The organism is Roseofilum sp. Guam, assembly GCF_017746735.1.
GTDB lineage: Bacteria > Cyanobacteriota > Cyanobacteriia > Cyanobacteriales > Desertifilaceae > Roseofilum > Roseofilum reptotaenium.
In genome coordinates this window covers 26,775-41,650 of record NZ_JAGHZN010000024.1, presented here as the reverse complement: position 1 = coordinate 41,650, position 14,876 = coordinate 26,775, and the positions used below count along the sequence as shown (strand labels likewise).

General features: G+C 45.2%; 13 protein-coding genes. 8 read left to right on the top strand and 5 right to left on the bottom strand.

The window, feature by feature from the left end; translation table 11 throughout:
* Nucleotides 1-456: 456 nt before the first annotated feature.
* From J7529_RS11150 to J7529_RS11145, 3 genes are all read left to right on the top strand, one after another.
* On the top strand, nt 457-693 hold the full coding sequence (locus J7529_RS11150; protein ID WP_271940372.1) for a DUF2811 domain-containing protein: 237 nt from the start codon (nt 457-459) through the stop codon (nt 691-693).
* Nucleotides 694-945: 252 nt separating this feature from the next.
* Nucleotides 946-1,353 (top strand): Uma2 family endonuclease, encoded by a 408-nt coding sequence (locus J7529_RS24685; protein ID WP_413038869.1) that lies wholly within the window; start codon nt 946-948, stop codon nt 1,351-1,353.
* A gap of 128 nt (nt 1,354-1,481) precedes the next feature.
* The gene (locus J7529_RS11145; protein ID WP_413038868.1) at nt 1,482-2,006 is read left to right on the top strand and encodes a Uma2 family endonuclease; all 525 of its coding nucleotides are present in this window, start codon (nt 1,482-1,484) and stop codon (nt 2,004-2,006) included.
* A 7-nt stretch (nt 2,007-2,013) separates the two neighbouring features.
* Here J7529_RS11145 and trmD read toward each other — a convergent pair whose 3' ends face one another.
* Nucleotides 2,014-2,700: a tRNA (guanosine(37)-N1)-methyltransferase TrmD gene (trmD, locus tag J7529_RS11140; protein ID WP_318729016.1), complete on the bottom strand. Its 687-nt coding sequence runs from the start codon at nt 2,698-2,700 to the stop codon at nt 2,014-2,016.
* A gap of 220 nt (nt 2,701-2,920) precedes the next feature.
* Here trmD and J7529_RS11135 point away from each other — a divergent pair, with 220 nt between their 5' ends.
* Both J7529_RS11135 and cphA read left to right on the top strand, forming a co-directional pair.
* Nucleotides 2,921-3,802 carry a cyanophycinase gene (locus J7529_RS11135; RefSeq protein WP_413038867.1) on the top strand — a complete coding sequence of 294 codons (882 nt, stop codon included), beginning with the start codon at nt 2,921-2,923 and terminating at the stop codon, nt 3,800-3,802.
* A gap of 184 nt (nt 3,803-3,986) precedes the next feature.
* Nucleotides 3,987-6,611 carry a cyanophycin synthetase gene (gene cphA, locus J7529_RS11130; protein ID WP_318729014.1) on the top strand — a complete coding sequence of 875 codons (2,625 nt, stop codon included), beginning with the start codon at nt 3,987-3,989 and terminating at the stop codon, nt 6,609-6,611.
* Here cphA and tatA read toward each other — a convergent pair.
* Entirely contained in the window at nt 6,608-6,805 is a 198-nt protein-coding gene (gene tatA / locus J7529_RS11125) for a twin-arginine translocase TatA/TatE family subunit (protein WP_271940379.1), read from the bottom strand. The genes cphA and tatA overlap by 4 nt on opposite strands.
* Before the next feature lie 154 nt (nt 6,806-6,959).
* Here tatA and J7529_RS11120 point away from each other — a divergent pair, with 154 nt between their 5' ends.
* Entirely contained in the window at nt 6,960-7,709 is a 750-nt protein-coding gene (locus J7529_RS11120; RefSeq protein WP_271940380.1) for a phycocyanobilin:ferredoxin oxidoreductase, read from the top strand.
* A gap of 1 nt (nt 7,710) precedes the next feature.
* Here the strand turns inward: J7529_RS11120 and J7529_RS11115 are convergent, their stop codons facing one another.
* A complete protein-coding gene (locus tag J7529_RS11115; protein WP_271940381.1) occupies nt 7,711-8,244 on the bottom strand; it encodes a dual specificity protein phosphatase family protein in 534 nt (177 codons plus the stop codon).
* 163 nt (nt 8,245-8,407) lie between these two features.
* On the opposite strand from J7529_RS11115, the gene J7529_RS11110 reads away from it, so the two are divergent.
* Both J7529_RS11110 and J7529_RS11105 read left to right on the top strand, forming a co-directional pair.
* The gene (locus J7529_RS11110) at nt 8,408-9,904 is read left to right on the top strand and encodes an SLBB domain-containing protein (RefSeq protein ID WP_318729013.1); all 1,497 of its coding nucleotides are present in this window, start codon (nt 8,408-8,410) and stop codon (nt 9,902-9,904) included.
* 70 nt (nt 9,905-9,974) lie between these two features.
* Nucleotides 9,975-12,302 (top strand): polysaccharide biosynthesis tyrosine autokinase, encoded by a 2,328-nt coding sequence (locus J7529_RS11105; RefSeq protein WP_318729012.1) that lies wholly within the window; start codon nt 9,975-9,977, stop codon nt 12,300-12,302.
* Nucleotides 12,303-12,383: 81 nt separating this feature from the next.
* Here the strand turns inward: J7529_RS11105 and J7529_RS11100 are convergent, their stop codons facing one another.
* Both J7529_RS11100 and J7529_RS11095 read right to left on the bottom strand, forming a co-directional pair.
* Nucleotides 12,384-13,640 carry a glycosyltransferase family 4 protein gene (locus tag J7529_RS11100; RefSeq protein ID WP_318729011.1) on the bottom strand — a complete coding sequence of 419 codons (1,257 nt, stop codon included), beginning with the start codon at nt 13,638-13,640 and terminating at the stop codon, nt 12,384-12,386.
* Between the two features lie 202 nt (nt 13,641-13,842).
* Nucleotides 13,843-14,835: an SGNH/GDSL hydrolase family protein gene (locus J7529_RS11095; protein ID WP_318729010.1), complete on the bottom strand. Its 993-nt coding sequence runs from the start codon at nt 14,833-14,835 to the stop codon at nt 13,843-13,845.
* Nucleotides 14,836-14,876: the final 41 nt, after the last annotated feature.

Here is a 14,876-nt window from a genome sequence, read left to right as displayed (position 1 = left end):
TTCATTTATTCGTGCTACACACCAATCACCATGTCTCCGTGTCCTCCTATCCCCCCCATCTCCCCATTCTCCCCCATCCCAAAATTTGTAATTCTTATCATTTCCCCCTCTTTTCCCCACAACTTCCACAACATTTCCACAAGTTTCCCTGGTCTTTTCCACAACTTCTCCAGAATTTTACACAACCTTAATCTGACAGAACTCCTATCTCACCGTATCACTAGGCTTGACTTGGGGATTTTCCTCCAGGGGTGACGGTCTCGATTCTCTATTCCAGAAAAATAAAGTTATGTAACAAAAACTAGCTTCAAACCCTTATTCTATCGTTTATGTAACAAAAAATGATTGGCTTTTTTAATATTTCGCAACATTGACAAGACCCCCCATTCGTAGCACACAATAGAGTCGCAAGGCATCATGCCAACATCCACTCAACCCAACCCTAGAGGGCTGCATATGCATACTACAACTGTGAGTATTCTGGCAGAAATACCTGAAGACCTCCACGAATCCATCCAATGCTATTTAGAAAATCATCCCGATTGGGATCAAGAGCGGGTATTTTCTGCGGCCTTGTCCCTATTTTTGCTGCAAAATGGAAATGGTCAGACTCCAGAGAGCCATCAATCTAGCTATCGGAAGGCAGCACGGGTTTATCTTGATGCTCTATTTAATATATCTGCTCTGCCTTAACGGTCTGCACCTGTTATTTATCCGGTCTTAACCTTCCTGTCACTGATTCAACCTCATCAATTGAGCGGCTCGATACTCTAAAGTTGTTAACCCAGGCCAGAGTTGCTGAAGTGAATGATTAATGTAGGTCTAGAATCGGATTTGTTATTGGCCAATCCTCGCTTACCCCAGTTTGTCTATTGGAGAGGCCAATTACATTAGGAGACTTAAAACCCATTCTAGAGGATCAATTAGAACCCTTATCAGAATTACATAAAAGAGAGCGATCGCCGGTTTTTCTCCCTCCCGTCTGGAAACGCTACAGTAGAGGAATCGAATCATACCCAGATAACCAGAAGATGCGATCTCTGCCTACCCTCCAATCAGACAGACAATCATCAATACTTCAAAACTCAGCCCAACCTGATCGTTGAAGTCCTTTCCCAAAGCACAGAAAGCCTTGACCGGCGAGAAAAACTGACGAACTATCAAAAACTAGAAAGCCTCAAAGAATACGTTCTTGTCTCCCAAGATCGAATCCAAGTTGAAGTCTATCGCCAAGACGCTCCTGGCAACTGGACAGTCCAAATCTTAGACGCAGAAAGTGTATTAACCTTAGAATCAGTAGGACTAACCCTCACCATGGTCCAGATCTACGAAGATGTCTTCAATCTGGCATAATCGAGGGTAGTCATTATTTTTGCTGAGTTTGAACGTCGTCGCGATCGACAGTAATTGTAAGGAGTTCACTTGTGCTGACTGCAACTGAAGTAATAACAGAAAAAAAAGTTTGGACAGATGAGGAATTCATGGCACTGCCCAAGGACGGACACTGCTATGAAATCGTAAATGGAGAATTGATCGACATGGGCAATTCAGGGGCATTACATGGCAATATTGCCATTATTCTAAGCTCTGCTCTTTTTGCAGTAGTCAATACCCAGAAACTAGGAGCTTTGTTTGACTCCAGCACTGCCTTCAAAATGAAAAATGGGAATAGGCGCTCTCCTGATATTTCCTTCTTTGCTAAAGAGCGTTTGCAAGGAATGACCGAACTCCCCTCTGGATTTTTAGAGGGTGCGCCCGATCTGGTCGTTGAAGTCCTATCTCCTGGCAACACTGTTGAAGAAATACACGACAAACTGGTGGAGTATTTTGAGAATGGTACTCGCCTAGCCTGGATTATTCACCCTAGCGAACATTATGTCTTGGTTTATCGCTCTGCCCAAGAACCCGATCGCCTGCTGAAATCGGTTGACGCTTTAGACGGTGAAGAGGTGATTCCTGGCTTTACCTTACCCGTGGCCGATCTATTCCAAAAACTTTCATTGTAACAAGCAATCATTGTTCCAACCACGCTTCATACAAATCGGGTCGTCGCTCCTTCGTTCGTTTGATCTGCTGCTCGTAGCGCCATTGGGCAATTCGGCCATGATCCCCTGAGAGCAGGACATCAGGAACTCTCTGGCCGCGAAACTCAGCCGGTCGGGTATAGTGAGGATAATCCAACAATCCCTCCTCAAAACTCTCCGCCTTTAAAGACTCCTCCTTTCCCACTGTTCCTGGTAACAGCCGAATTACCCCATTGACGATCGCCAAGGCCGGAATCTCACCCCCCGTTAGCACAAAATCCCCCAAAGACACCTCACGAGTCACCAAACTTAACACCCGCTCATCTACCCCCTCATAATGGCCGCAAATAATCGCCAACTGGTCATACTCCCTCGCCCAAGTTTTAAACAATCCCTGTTCTAGAGGCTCTCCCTGGGGAGTCATCAACAGCACCTCACGATGATTCCCCAGCGGTAAAGATTCCACCGCTGCAAAAATAGGTTCCGGCTTAATCACCATGCCCACACCCCCCCCATAAGGTTCATCATCTACCTTATGGTGCTTATCAGTGGTAAAATCGCGGGGGTTGGTCAAATAAACCTGAGCAATGTTTTTGGCAAGAGCCTTGCCCAACAATCCTGAACTCAGGGGGGACGAGAAAAAATCAGGAAACAGTGTAATGAGATCGAATCGCAAGAGTGACTCCTATTCAACTGAACTAGCATCACAGAGAGCGGATTTCCCTGTGATTAGATTATGTATTGGCCATTAAGCTATAGCATAGAAGATACCCGAAATCCCAGAGGTTGAAGGTCTTCAGGGTTGAATTGCTCAACCCCTTACTAGTCCCTTGTTGACCGCTTCAGAAGAGAATCCTTTTTTAAAACTTCTCTTCTAACCCCCATAAGTCACCATGATGTGTAAAGTCAGTTCCATGTTAAAGTTTCAATCCCAACCCCAATCGCCACACACGCCTCGATCGACCAAAACCTCAATTATGATCATTGGCGGTGCAGAAGACAAAATTCATGGTCGAGAAATTCTGCAAACCTTTTTTAAACGCTCTGGGGGGAAAGAGGCTAAACTCGGGATAATCCCTTCAGCCTCTCGCGAACCCTTATTGGTGGGCGATCGCTACCGCACCATTTTTACAGATATGGGTGCTAAAGATATCATGGTCTTTGACATTCGAGACCGGGAAAGTGCCAGCGCCTCCCAATGGCAAACGTTCCTCGAAGAGTGTACCGGAGTCTTCATGACTGGAGGGGATCAACTGCGGTTATGTGGACTTCTGGCCGATACTCCAGTGATGGAAACTGTGCGTAAAAAGGCCCAAGCCGGTCAAATTACCCTGGCTGGAACGAGCGCTGGGGCCGCTGTTATGGGAGAATATATGATTGCTGGTGGCGGCAGTGGTGAATCCCCCAATCGTTCCCTGGTTGATGTAACGACGGGATTGGCGATCGTGCCCGAACTGCTTGTCGATCAGCATTTCCATAACCGTAATCGTATGGCTCGACTAATCAGTGCCATATCTGCTTACTCAGACCGTATCGGCATCGGTATAGACGAAGATACCTGCGCGATCGTTGAAGGGGATGGACTCTTATCTGTCATTGGCAAAGGCACCGTCACCATCGTCGATCCTGGAAATCTCCTCTTCAACAATGAACACATCGTTGGTGCAACCGATCCCCTAAGTATCTGCAACCTCAAGGTTCATATCCTTTGCCATGGAGGACACTACAATATGCACTCAAGAGAAATCATTATCGATCCCGGCCAAACCGGAAACTGACCAATGTCAAGTTAAATCCCAAGAACTGTCCAATGTGAACAGTTTCTCATCCACTTTACCCTTCATGCTTACCAGAGGGTGGAATCAGGATGTCAAAATCGTTAACTAACAACCTGTATCAACCTATCTGCCATAGCAGCTTGCCTTCCTTAGCATCCCTAGCATTGCGCGATCCATCTGCCCCATGAAAATCCTCAGAACCCTAACCTTACGTGGCCCAAATTACTGGAGTATTCGCCGAACCAAATTGGCGATCCTACGCCTAGACTTAGAAGATCTAGCCGAAAGACCCTCGAATACAATTCCCGGTTTCTATGAAGGTCTCACCCAAGCTTTACCCAGTTTAGTTGAACACTATTGTGCCCCAGGATATCGGGGAGGATTCCTACAAAGAGTTCAAGAAGGCACATACATGGGCCATATTGTTGAGCATGTTGCCCTAGAACTGCAAACCCTGGCCGGAATGAGCGTTGGCTTTGGTCGAACTCGTGAAACTGCTGATTCAGGTGTGTATCAAGTCGTCTTTGCATACTTGGATGAAAAAGCGGGTCGATATGCAGGAAGAGCGGCTGTCCGACTGTGCCAAAGCATTGTCGAGACGGGCAGTTATCCCCTCTCGGAATTAGAACAAGATTTACAAGACTTACGAGAACTTTGGGCAGATGCAGCTCTGGGTCCCTCTACTGATGTTTTAGTCAAAGAAGCCACAGCCCGTGATATCCCTTGGATGCAACTGAGTGCCCGATTCATGATCCAATTGGGCTATGGGGTATACCAAAAGCGAATTCAAGCCACCCTCAGCAATAGAACTGGCATCCTGGGTGTAGAACTGGCCTGTGACAAAGAAGGAACTAAAAAAATTCTCCGGGATTCCGGCATTCCTGTTCCTAGAGGGACTGTAATTGAATACCTTGATGAACTCGAAGATGCTATTGATGAAGTCGGTGGCTATCCCCTCGTTATTAAACCCCTCGATGGTAATCATGGTCGCGGAATTACCATCAATGTCAAATCGTTTGAGGAAGCAGAATTAGCCTACGATGATGCCAGTGCTGCATCTAAAACCCGTCGGGTCATTGTAGAACGCTATTATGAAGGCAATGATCATCGAGTTCTTGTGATCAATGGTAAAGTGATCGCGGTTGCTGAACGAGTGCCAGCCCATGTGGTTGGGGATGGAAAATCTACCATTGCTGAGTTAATTGAAGAAACGAACCGTGACCCTAGGCGAGGACAAGGGCATGACAATGTTCTGACTCGAATTGAAATAGACCGAAATAGTATGAACTTGCTAGATCGGCAAGGCTATACCCTCGATAGTGTGCCCAAAAAAGATGAAAGGTGTATGCTTCGGGCAACGGCTAACCTGAGTACGGGGGGGATTGCTATTGACCGCACCGATGAAATGCATCCCGAAAATATTTGGTTAGCTGAACGGGTGGTGAAAACTATTGGCTTGGATATTGCCGGAATTGATATCGTGACTTCTGATATTAGCCGCCCTTTGCGAGAAACGGATGGTGTGATTGTAGAAGTTAATGCAGCTCCTGGCTTTAGGATGCACGCAGCTCCGAGTTATGGGCTTCCCCGGAATATTGCTGCACCAGTGATGGATATGCTGTTTCCTTCGGGCACGCCATCGCGCGTGCCTATTTTTGCGCTAACGGGGACTAATGGCAAAACAACAACCACTCGCCTCACAGCCCATATCATGAAACAAACGGGCAAAGTGGTCGGATATACGACTACAGATGGCACGTACATTGGAGATTATTTAGCAGAACCAGGGGATAATACGGGGCCGCAAAGTGCCGAACTAATTCTAAAAGACCCGACGGTAGAAATTGCGGTGCTAGAAACAGCTCGTGGTGGTATTTTGCGTAGTGGACTGGCCTTTGAGCGCTCGGATGTGGGCGTAGTCTTAAATGTGGCGGCTGACCATTTAGGACTGGGAGATATTAACACCATTGAACAAATGGCTCAAGTGAAAGCAGTGGTAGCTGAAACAGTTAAACCCGACGGCTACGCTGTTCTCAATGCCGACGATCCCCGGGTTTGTGCCATGGTAGAACGCTTAAAATGCAATATTGCCTATTTTTCCATGGAATCGGATAACCAGGTAGTTAAACGGCATACGGCTCAAGGGGGTATGGCGGCAATTTATGACAAGGGTGATTTACTGATCCTCAAAGGGGAATGGAAAATGAGGATTAGTAAAGCGGTAGACATTCCGATGACGATGAAGGGGATGGCTCCATTCATGATTGCGAATGCTTTAGCAGCAAGTTTAGCAGCATTTGTCCACGGAGTGAGTCTTGAGAATATTCGAGCAGCGTTAGAGACGTTTGAGGCTTCATCAAGCCAAACCCCAGGACGGATGAATTTATTCGAGCTTGGTGATTATAGTGCTTTGATCGATTATGCCCATAATCCCCACAGTTATAAAGCGTTAGGGCAATTTGTGAAAAACTGGCCGGGAGAGCGCATAGGCGTGGTTGGCGGCCCTGGAGACCGCAGGGATGAGGATTTTATTACCCTTGGGGAGCTGTCGGTGGATATTTTTGACCGCATTATTGTCAAAGAGGATGATGATACTCGCGGTCGGCCTCGCGGAGATGCGGCTGAGTTAATTACTAAGGGGATTGAAAAGTGCGATCGCCAGTGTCAGTATGAGGTGATTCTCAATGAAACTGATGCCATTAATACAGCTTTAGACTCGGCTCCCAAGGAGAGCTTAGTTGTCATTTTGCCCGAAACGGTTTCACGGGCAATTCGCTTAATTGAGAGCCGCCTTCCGTCTAGAAATTAGGATTTGGGTGAGTCCGAAGGGTTTGCTTCTGAAGTGAAGTCAACCTCTGATTCTGACTCACTGTTCATTTCTGCTTTAAATCCACGAATGGTTTTGCCCATAGCTCTACCCATTTCGGGGATTTTTTTAGGCCCAAAAATGAGCAGAGCAACCACAGCAATAATGCCAATTTCTGGTAATCCGAGACCAAACATAGGGGTTTCCTGAGCTATAGAGTGAAGGGTTGCTGCTGCCTACCCTAGGGAGAGGGTTTTGGCGAGATCAAGCAACCTGGTATACTGATATGTTTAAAGGTTAGCATCCTTTGGAAGTCCCTTGCTGATGTCTTGAATGGGTGAAGGTCTGGTTATGTCACGAGTGGTATTGAGAGAGCAACAACATCCCCTAATTCGGCAGTTAGCCGATACTCTAGAGCAGGTTTGGAAAACTTATCTAGACCTGGAACCCTATGATTTGCCTGGAGAGTTAGGTTATGTGGAGGGACGACTAGAGGGGGAGAAGCTAACAATTGAAAATAAATGTTATCAAACGCCTCAGTTTCGGAAGATTCATCTGGAGTTGGCAAAGCTCGGCAAGGGTTTGGATATTCTCCATTGTGTGATGTTTCCGCGACCGAATTATAATTTGCCCATGTTTGGTTGCGATCTAGTGGCGGGTAAGGGACAGATTAGTGCAGCGATCGCCGATTTGTCTCCAGTGAATCCTAACCGCACCTTGCCAGAGTCCTATTATCGAGCGCTGCAATCTTTACCTAAACCAGAATTTGCCCAATATCGCCAACTCCCCCCTTGGGCGGATATTTTTTCCGAGTTTTGTTTGTTTATTCGCCCAGAAAATGAAGCGGAAGAAGTTCATTTTGTCGAACGGGTAGAGGCGTTTATGAAAATTCATTGTGCCCAAGCCGCAGCCGCGCAACCAGTTTCAGCCGGAGAACAGAAGACAATTTTGGCCGGTCAACGCTATTACTGTACCCAACAACAACAAAATGATAAGACTCGCCGAGTCTTAGAAAAGGCATTTGGCCGCGAATGGGCAGATAATTATATGAATAAGGTGCTGTTTGATTACGTTGAAAACCCGGAAGACTGTGTGGTTTAACCTACTTTAATTCAGGCGATAATGGAGACTTGAGATAGGCTTGGATTGCCTGAAGTTCAGTCTCGGTGGGCGCGCTACGGCGATGGACTTCCTTGAGGAATCGTAGGCTTTCCCAGAGTTCAAGACCTTGGTGGCGACACAGATAAGCAAGACAGACCGTAGGCGATCGCTCTATACCTGCAAAGCAATGGATATAAAGAGATTTTCCTTCCTCTAGGGTTTGGTGAACCAGCTTAACCGCTTCGGCTAAGTCTTCAGGTTTCAATGGTTCTTGATAGTGACTATCGGGCAGAGGATAGCACAGACACTGAAATTGGCTCTTAAATTCAGGTTGGATTGCCCCTTCTGCCTCTGGACAGAGGGAGAGAATGGTTTCAATCTGTTCTTCCTGTAGACGGGCATAATGGTTTTTATGGATTGGCAGGGGGCCGATCGCCAATTTCCGAGGTAAAACCCAATGGCAACAAAATCGATCTTTACGGTTTGAAGATTGCCCTGGGGACTTTTGAGTTAATTTCTTCCAGAATGAAATCACGATAATCAGGAACGATTCAGATCATTAGTATAATCAAGGCGAGGTAAGAAACCTCCGGAATTTCAGTTGCTAAAGGTGATGTAGTAATCGTCAACCACCAGAAGGTGTTGAGTGTTAAACTATATCTCCAATAGTATAGAGTTGAATTTTAAAAAAAGCATATATGGCTAAATTGATAATGGCAAAGGCGATCGCTCAAGAACCAAAACGATTAAGTCCGTTAAAAACAAAGCAGAGAAAAAACATATGGGTAACATGGATACGATCTTCTGGGGCGATCGCCTTGGCCGGTTGTCTGACCTGGGGTAGCTTCCCCACCCTTGTTTTAGCTCAAAGTCCAGTTGCCCCCGTCCCCACTTCCTTACCCGTAGATGAAGGCTATACCCTCGGAGCAGGCGATCGGCTAAAAGTTGATATCTTTAACGTTCCTGAATATAGCGGCGAATTTTTGATTTTATCCGATGGCTCCCTCAATTTACCCGTTGTAGGTGCAGTGCAAGTTCAGGGGCTAACCTTTCCTCAAGCATCGGATAAAATAGCGACCGTTATGTCTCGCTATCTGCGGAACCCCATTGTTACCCTCAGCTTAATCAGTGTACGTCCTGTGAAAGTGGGCATAGCTGGAGAAGTCTATAGTCCTGGCGTATACTCCATGTCCTTAAATGGAAATGAAGAAGTTGCTTTACCAACCGTCACTCGTGTAATTGATTTAGCTGGAGGAATTACCCAAGCAGCGGATATCCGCAGGATTCAAATCCGTCGCTCTCGTTCCAGTCAACAAGACAGCGATCAGATCATTACAGTAGACTTATGGAGGTTATTACAAACTGCCGATCTAAGTCAAGACCTCTTATTAAGAGATGGCGATAGTCTCTTTATTCCGACTGCCACAGATGTAGATTTACAAGAAAGTAGTATTTTAGCGAATGCCAGCTTTGCAGGTGCAGACTCAGGCCCCTTAAAAATTGCAGTCGTCGGTGAAGTAAATCGACCGGGCCCCTATACCATCAACAATAACTCAGAAGAGAACGATGTTACTGTGACTGCGGCTATTCAATCAGCCGGCGGCATCACAGAACAAGCTGATATTCGCAATATTCAAGTGCGCCGGTTAACCAAATCAGGAAAAGAGCAAATTGTTGATGTGGATTTGTGGAAACTCCTTCAAGAAGGCGATTTGCGCCAGGATATGCCCCTCCAAGAAGGGGATACCATTGTCATTGGCACGGCCACTGAACTGAGTCCAGATGAAGCTACGGAACTAGCTTCAACCAGCTTTTCCCCAGAAGTGATTAACATTAATATTGTTGGAGAAGTCATCAGACCGGGTAGAGTAGAAGTACTCCCGAATACCCCCTTAGCCCAGGCTTTATTAGCGGCAGGAGGATTTAATAACAATGCCAGAGAACGTTCAGTGGAATTAATCCGCCTGAATCCCAATGGGACGGTCACCAAGCGAGAAGTCTCCATTGACTTTAGCCGAGCGCTAGACGAAGGGAATAATCCAGCTTTGCGTAATAACGATACAATTATTGTATCCCCATCCCGTGTAGCTGAATTGGGCAATGCCGTAAGTCCAGTCTTTAGTATCTTAGGAACCGTAGGTAACATCTTTTCGATTCCCAGAACGGTGAATCGTTTATTTAATGATTTGTTTTAATTGATAAAATCATGCTCCTCAGCCATCAGTTTTACTGTTACACTGCTGTCAATTGAGAGGTTTTGAATCCATGCAAGCTGGTACTCCCCCTAAATCTAATCAAAACGGCAATGGCCACAATGGTAATGGCCATAATGGCAATGGTCACAACGGATATAAGCCTTATCCAGTTGCCATTCCTGCTCTTCCCCAGGCATCGGAGACGGAGGAATTTGATCCGAAACAGTTGTTGGTCATTGCTCGTAGACGTTGGCTGGCGCTGGTTGGAGTGGCGATCGCCGTCACCGGAGGCATCTGGGGCTGGACACTTACCCGTACCCCGGTTTATCAATCGAATTTCCGTATGTTGGTTGAACCAATTTCAGAAGATGATAACTCTAAGGAATTATTACGGTTAGGGTTGGGGCCGAGCTTTGATTATGCAACTCAAATTGAAGTGTTGCGATCTCCAACTCTTCTCGAACCCCTGGTGCGAGATATGCAACAAACCTATCCTGATATGACCTATGGGGAATTGGTCAGTAATTTGACGATTCAACAGGCGATCGGTGACCAGGATCGATACACCAAGATTTTAAATATCTCCTTCCAAGGCTCTGATCCCCAAAAAATAAAAGATGTTTTAGATACCTTACTCCAAGGATATTCCCTGTATGGTATCCAACTGCGCCAATTGAGTATCCAACGAGTCGTGCAATTTGTAGAAGAACAACTGCCAGTCATCCGAGAACAAGTTAACTCATACCAAGCAGAATTAGAAGCCTTCCGAGAACAACATAGCGTTATTGACCCAGAATTTAGAGGGAATGACATCTCTCGCTTACTCACCGACATTAACAAGCAGCAAAAAGAAGCACAAGCCCAACTCGCAGAACTCCAATCTCTCTATGTCGTCTTGCAAAGACAATTAGGAGCGTCTCCAGAACAAGCCTTAGCAGGAGCAGCCCTTAGTGAATCCTCTCGATACCAACAACTGCTCAATCAACTGCTAGAAATAGAAACCGAAATTGCCGAAGAATCTGTTCGTTTTCAACCGGATAGTCCCAATATTAAAGCCCTCTTAGAGCAACGACAAAATCTGTTACCCCTAATTGATCGAGAAGCTCAACAGGTCGTGGGCGATCAACCGATCCCCAGCAATGGCGGGCAATTGACTCCTATTTCCGTCGGCTTGAGTACACAATTGGTAGACACAACCAATCAAATTCAGGTGCTACAAGTTCGCTTGTCTGCCTTAGTACAAGTTGAAAATCGACTCAAAGAAGAATTTTCAATTATTCCCGGTTTGGCCAGAGAATATACTGATATTCAACTGAAACTAGAAGTCGCGACCCAAAGCCTAGCCCGACTACTCGAAACTCGACAAACCCTACAATTAGAGGCAGCCCAAAAATCTGTATCTTGGGAAGTTCTTTCTGAACCCTTCCAACCTGGAGCGCCCATCTCCCCCAATGTTCCCCGCAATTTAGTCTTAGGCCTGTTCGCTGGAACCTTAATGGGATTAGGTGCGGCCTTACTGGCTGAACAACTCGATAATGCCTTCCACTCCACCAATGACCTCAAAGATTTGACTGGTTTACCCCTATTGGGGATTATTCCCTTTAAACGGGGCTTGAAACCCATTAGTGCCCCAGAAAGCATGAGAGCTAAAGTTGCGGCCGGTTCCGACCATGAACCTACTCCAGAGCAAGCGCCAAAACGTCCTCTTAATCTCAGTTTAGGCTCTAAGGGCACTTACTATAACTCGTCTCCCTTCTTAGAGTCCTTCCGTTCCTTATACACCAATATTCGCTTTCTCAGTTCGGATACTCCTATTCGTTCCCTAGTCATTAGCTCCTGTTTACCCATGGAAGGGAAATCCACCGTATCGGTCAATTTAGCTCGGTCAGCCGCTGCCATGGGTCAACGGGTACTGCTCGTTGATGCAGACTTACGTCATCCTATTCTCCATACCCGCTTAGGGCTACCCAATTTGAGGGGCTTAAGCAATATTATTACCAGTGAAATTGACCCCCGTGATGTTATTCATGCCGTTGAAGATCATTTTTATATACTCACATCAGGTCAAGTCCCCCCCGATCCGATCAAGCTATTGTCTTCTCGCAAAATGCAGCATCTGATCGAACAATTCCAAACGGAATATGATTTAGTTATTTATGATACTCCTCCTAGCTTCGGGTTAGCGGATGGTAGTCTTCTCGCCAAGCGTTCAGATGGCATTCTGTTAGTCGTTGCCCTAGGAAAAACAGGACGTTCTGAACTCAACCAAGTCTTAGATAACCTGAAAATGTCCTATGTATCGGTGCTTGGCATTATCGCTAATGGGGTTAAAGGGTTTGGTTCGGGTGTAGATTACTATTATCGCAACTATATGCCCAACGAAGACCAAGTAATTTAAGATTAATTGAGATCAACAAGACATCAACCCTCAATAAACTTGTAGGTTGATGTTTGGGAAGGTTGGGTTTTAGAGAGAAACCTAAAACTCTTTGAATTTCACGAGCTTTCCCCTATTGAGTTTCAGTTGCCATTCTGGATTAACCGTTAAAACCTCTCCATATTGTTGGGCAATGCGTTCTGGGGTAAAGTGAGTTTCGAGATAACGACGACCTTGACAACCCATAAACTCAGCTCTTTCCCGATTAGCCGCTAGTTCTCGAATGAACTGGGCCAATCCTTGAGAATCTCCATTGTCAAATGCTTGTCCAAAATTGACTTCTGATAACATTTGACGCAGATAGGAATGGGGTTCACAAATCGCAGCTACTGGGCGGCCAGCAGCTAGAATTCCATAGAGTTTACTGGGAGCCACTAAGCCTTCCATACCTGGACTAATGCTAACTAAAGATAGGTCACAGGCAGTCAGAGAGTAGGGTAAGCATTCTTTATCTTGATAGGGTAAGAAAGTAATCTGATTTAAGCCCAAAATCCTGGCTTGCTCCTGACAGGCTTGATATTTAGCACCATTGCCAATAAATACAAATTGGATGGGTTCATCTTTGAGGTGTTGCGCTGTAGAAATAATGGTATCTATATCATGGCAGCGTCCCATATTTCCTGAGTAGAGAACACAGAACTTTTTGACTAGATTATGTTGATGGGCAAACCAATTTTCTTCTTTAGGGATAGGGGCAATATGATGGGGGTCTGCCCAACTGTGAATCACAGCTACACGCTCGGCAATATCTGGACATTGTGCAAGCACTCGGTTTTTCATGCTTGGACTGAGAACAATCACTGATTTAGCTCTGCGCCAAACTAAACGATTGACCTGATTCCAAAGACGGACTAATTTATGGGTTCTGGAAACTACTTTGAGTTCTACAGCTACATCTGGATAGAGATCATAAATGAGGCAAACATAGGGAACACCAAAACAGAGGTTAGCTAAATATCCTAATAGAGGTAAGAAGGGTGGGGCAGTCGTTACTAATAAGATATCTCCGCGACTGGCTGTTTTTAGTAAGTGGAGTCCAGCCCGTAGACAGAAAATAATCCCATTGATCGCTTTTCCTCGGATGCGTTGTGATAAAATTCGCGTAGTACGTGATCGCCGAACGGATAAATGCTCATCTTCTTCTAACGTCGGTGCGTCCTCTTGACCAAAGGCATATCCTGGCTGTCCAGTAAAAATATGAACTTTCATTCCCTGGCGACCCAGTTGATGAGCTAGTTCTTCAATCAGTTGACCCGTAGCTGCATAATCCGGGGGATAATACTGAGTTAATATGGACAACCTTGTTGAATAGGATGCCTTTTTACCATTTTGGCTCGTATTGATTACGCTTAGATTCTGAGTAAAAGAGCGATACAATTTAGAATCCTCCTCAACAAGGATAAGGTTTAAATCTCTTTGCTTGGGTTGCTTTGTGTGGGCTATGGTAGACTTCACACTGTCTTTTCCCAATTCCAGTTAAAAGCGCTCGATTTAGGATAATTTATTTAATACAGGATGGCAACTGATTGCCAAGTTGTAGATGTTGGCAAATGAGAGTTGCAACAGCTTGGTTACCTTGTTCATTGAGATGTACGCTATCCCGAAACAGGCTATTAATGGCTGATGGCGTTAAGGTAGACCAAGCTTCATAGACATCAATGACAGGAATACTTTGTGAGTTTAAAAGAGAAAAAAATTCTTGCTGGTAAGGTGGAGTTTTAGGTGTGGGGAGTAGATCAAAGCGGTTGGGAGTAAATAGCACCATAACAGGAATATTTTGTGCGCGAATAAACCGAACCATTTCCTGAAAAAACTTCATATTTTCAGCAAACTGTTCTTGGGGTTGAAGTTGTAATTTAGGAATTTCTGAACTGGGTGTATTTAAGGGGATATAACCGGTGATTCTGGGCCAAGCATACCGACTCCAAGCCTCTGAAATCGCCAACGGAGGAGGGTGATCCGGAAAGTAAATTGAACCGACCGTATCACTGGTACTCGTGGGTTGAACTAAATCATGGACTCCAATTTGTAAAATCACCAAATCACTGTCAAAAAGACCAAATTTTTGCAAATATCCCCATTGATTCCCCAATCCCCAAGACCCAGAGGAAGCATTAAGAACTTCCAGGGAATATCCAGATGTCTCTAGTTTCTCTTTAAGCTGTTCAGAAATAATTTCTGATTGATCGATAGGATTACCACCATTTAAAACAGAATCACCAACCATCAAAATTCTTAGGGTTTCTGGGGGTGTTTCCAGATTGATCGGATCGGATCGTTGAGAATATTGATTATAAATAATAGTTTTACCAAACCGCCATAAGTGCTGATTGGGTTGAAAACGGTATCCTGTTTGACTATCAGCTTGCACGAGAGCTGGTTTTCCTAAGCCTAAACCCAGCCTAAGAATCGTTTCAGTTATGAGGAAAATAGCTAAAATGGCTAGAGGAATTCGATAGGATTTTTTGGAGTTTAAGAGGTGGAAATTTTTCATAAAAAGCAAAATTTATGATCAGATTGATTCAGTCTTCTACA

What these genes read in the sequence shown, in the direction of transcription:
- J7529_RS11150 (WP_271940372.1), top strand. Translation starts at nt 457, where the DNA reads ATGCATACTACAACTGTGAGTATTCTGGCAGAAATACCTGAAGACCTC.
- J7529_RS11145 (WP_413038868.1), top strand. Translation starts at nt 1,482, where the DNA reads ATGGCACTGCCCAAGGACGGACACTGCTATGAAATCGTAAATGGAGAA.
- J7529_RS11135 (WP_413038867.1), top strand. Translation starts at nt 2,921, where the DNA reads ATGTGTAAAGTCAGTTCCATGTTAAAGTTTCAATCCCAACCCCAATCG.
- cphA (WP_318729014.1), top strand. Translation starts at nt 3,987, where the DNA reads ATGAAAATCCTCAGAACCCTAACCTTACGTGGCCCAAATTACTGGAGT.
- tatA (WP_271940379.1), bottom strand. Translation starts at nt 6,805, where the DNA reads ATGTTTGGTCTCGGATTACCAGAAATTGGCATTATTGCTGTGGTTGCT.
- J7529_RS11120 (WP_271940380.1), top strand. Translation starts at nt 6,960, where the DNA reads ATGTCACGAGTGGTATTGAGAGAGCAACAACATCCCCTAATTCGGCAG.
- J7529_RS11110 (WP_318729013.1), top strand. Translation starts at nt 8,408, where the DNA reads ATGGCTAAATTGATAATGGCAAAGGCGATCGCTCAAGAACCAAAACGA.
- J7529_RS11105 (WP_318729012.1), top strand. Translation starts at nt 9,975, where the DNA reads ATGCAAGCTGGTACTCCCCCTAAATCTAATCAAAACGGCAATGGCCAC.
- J7529_RS11095 (WP_318729010.1), bottom strand. Translation starts at nt 14,835, where the DNA reads ATGAAAAATTTCCACCTCTTAAACTCCAAAAAATCCTATCGAATTCCT.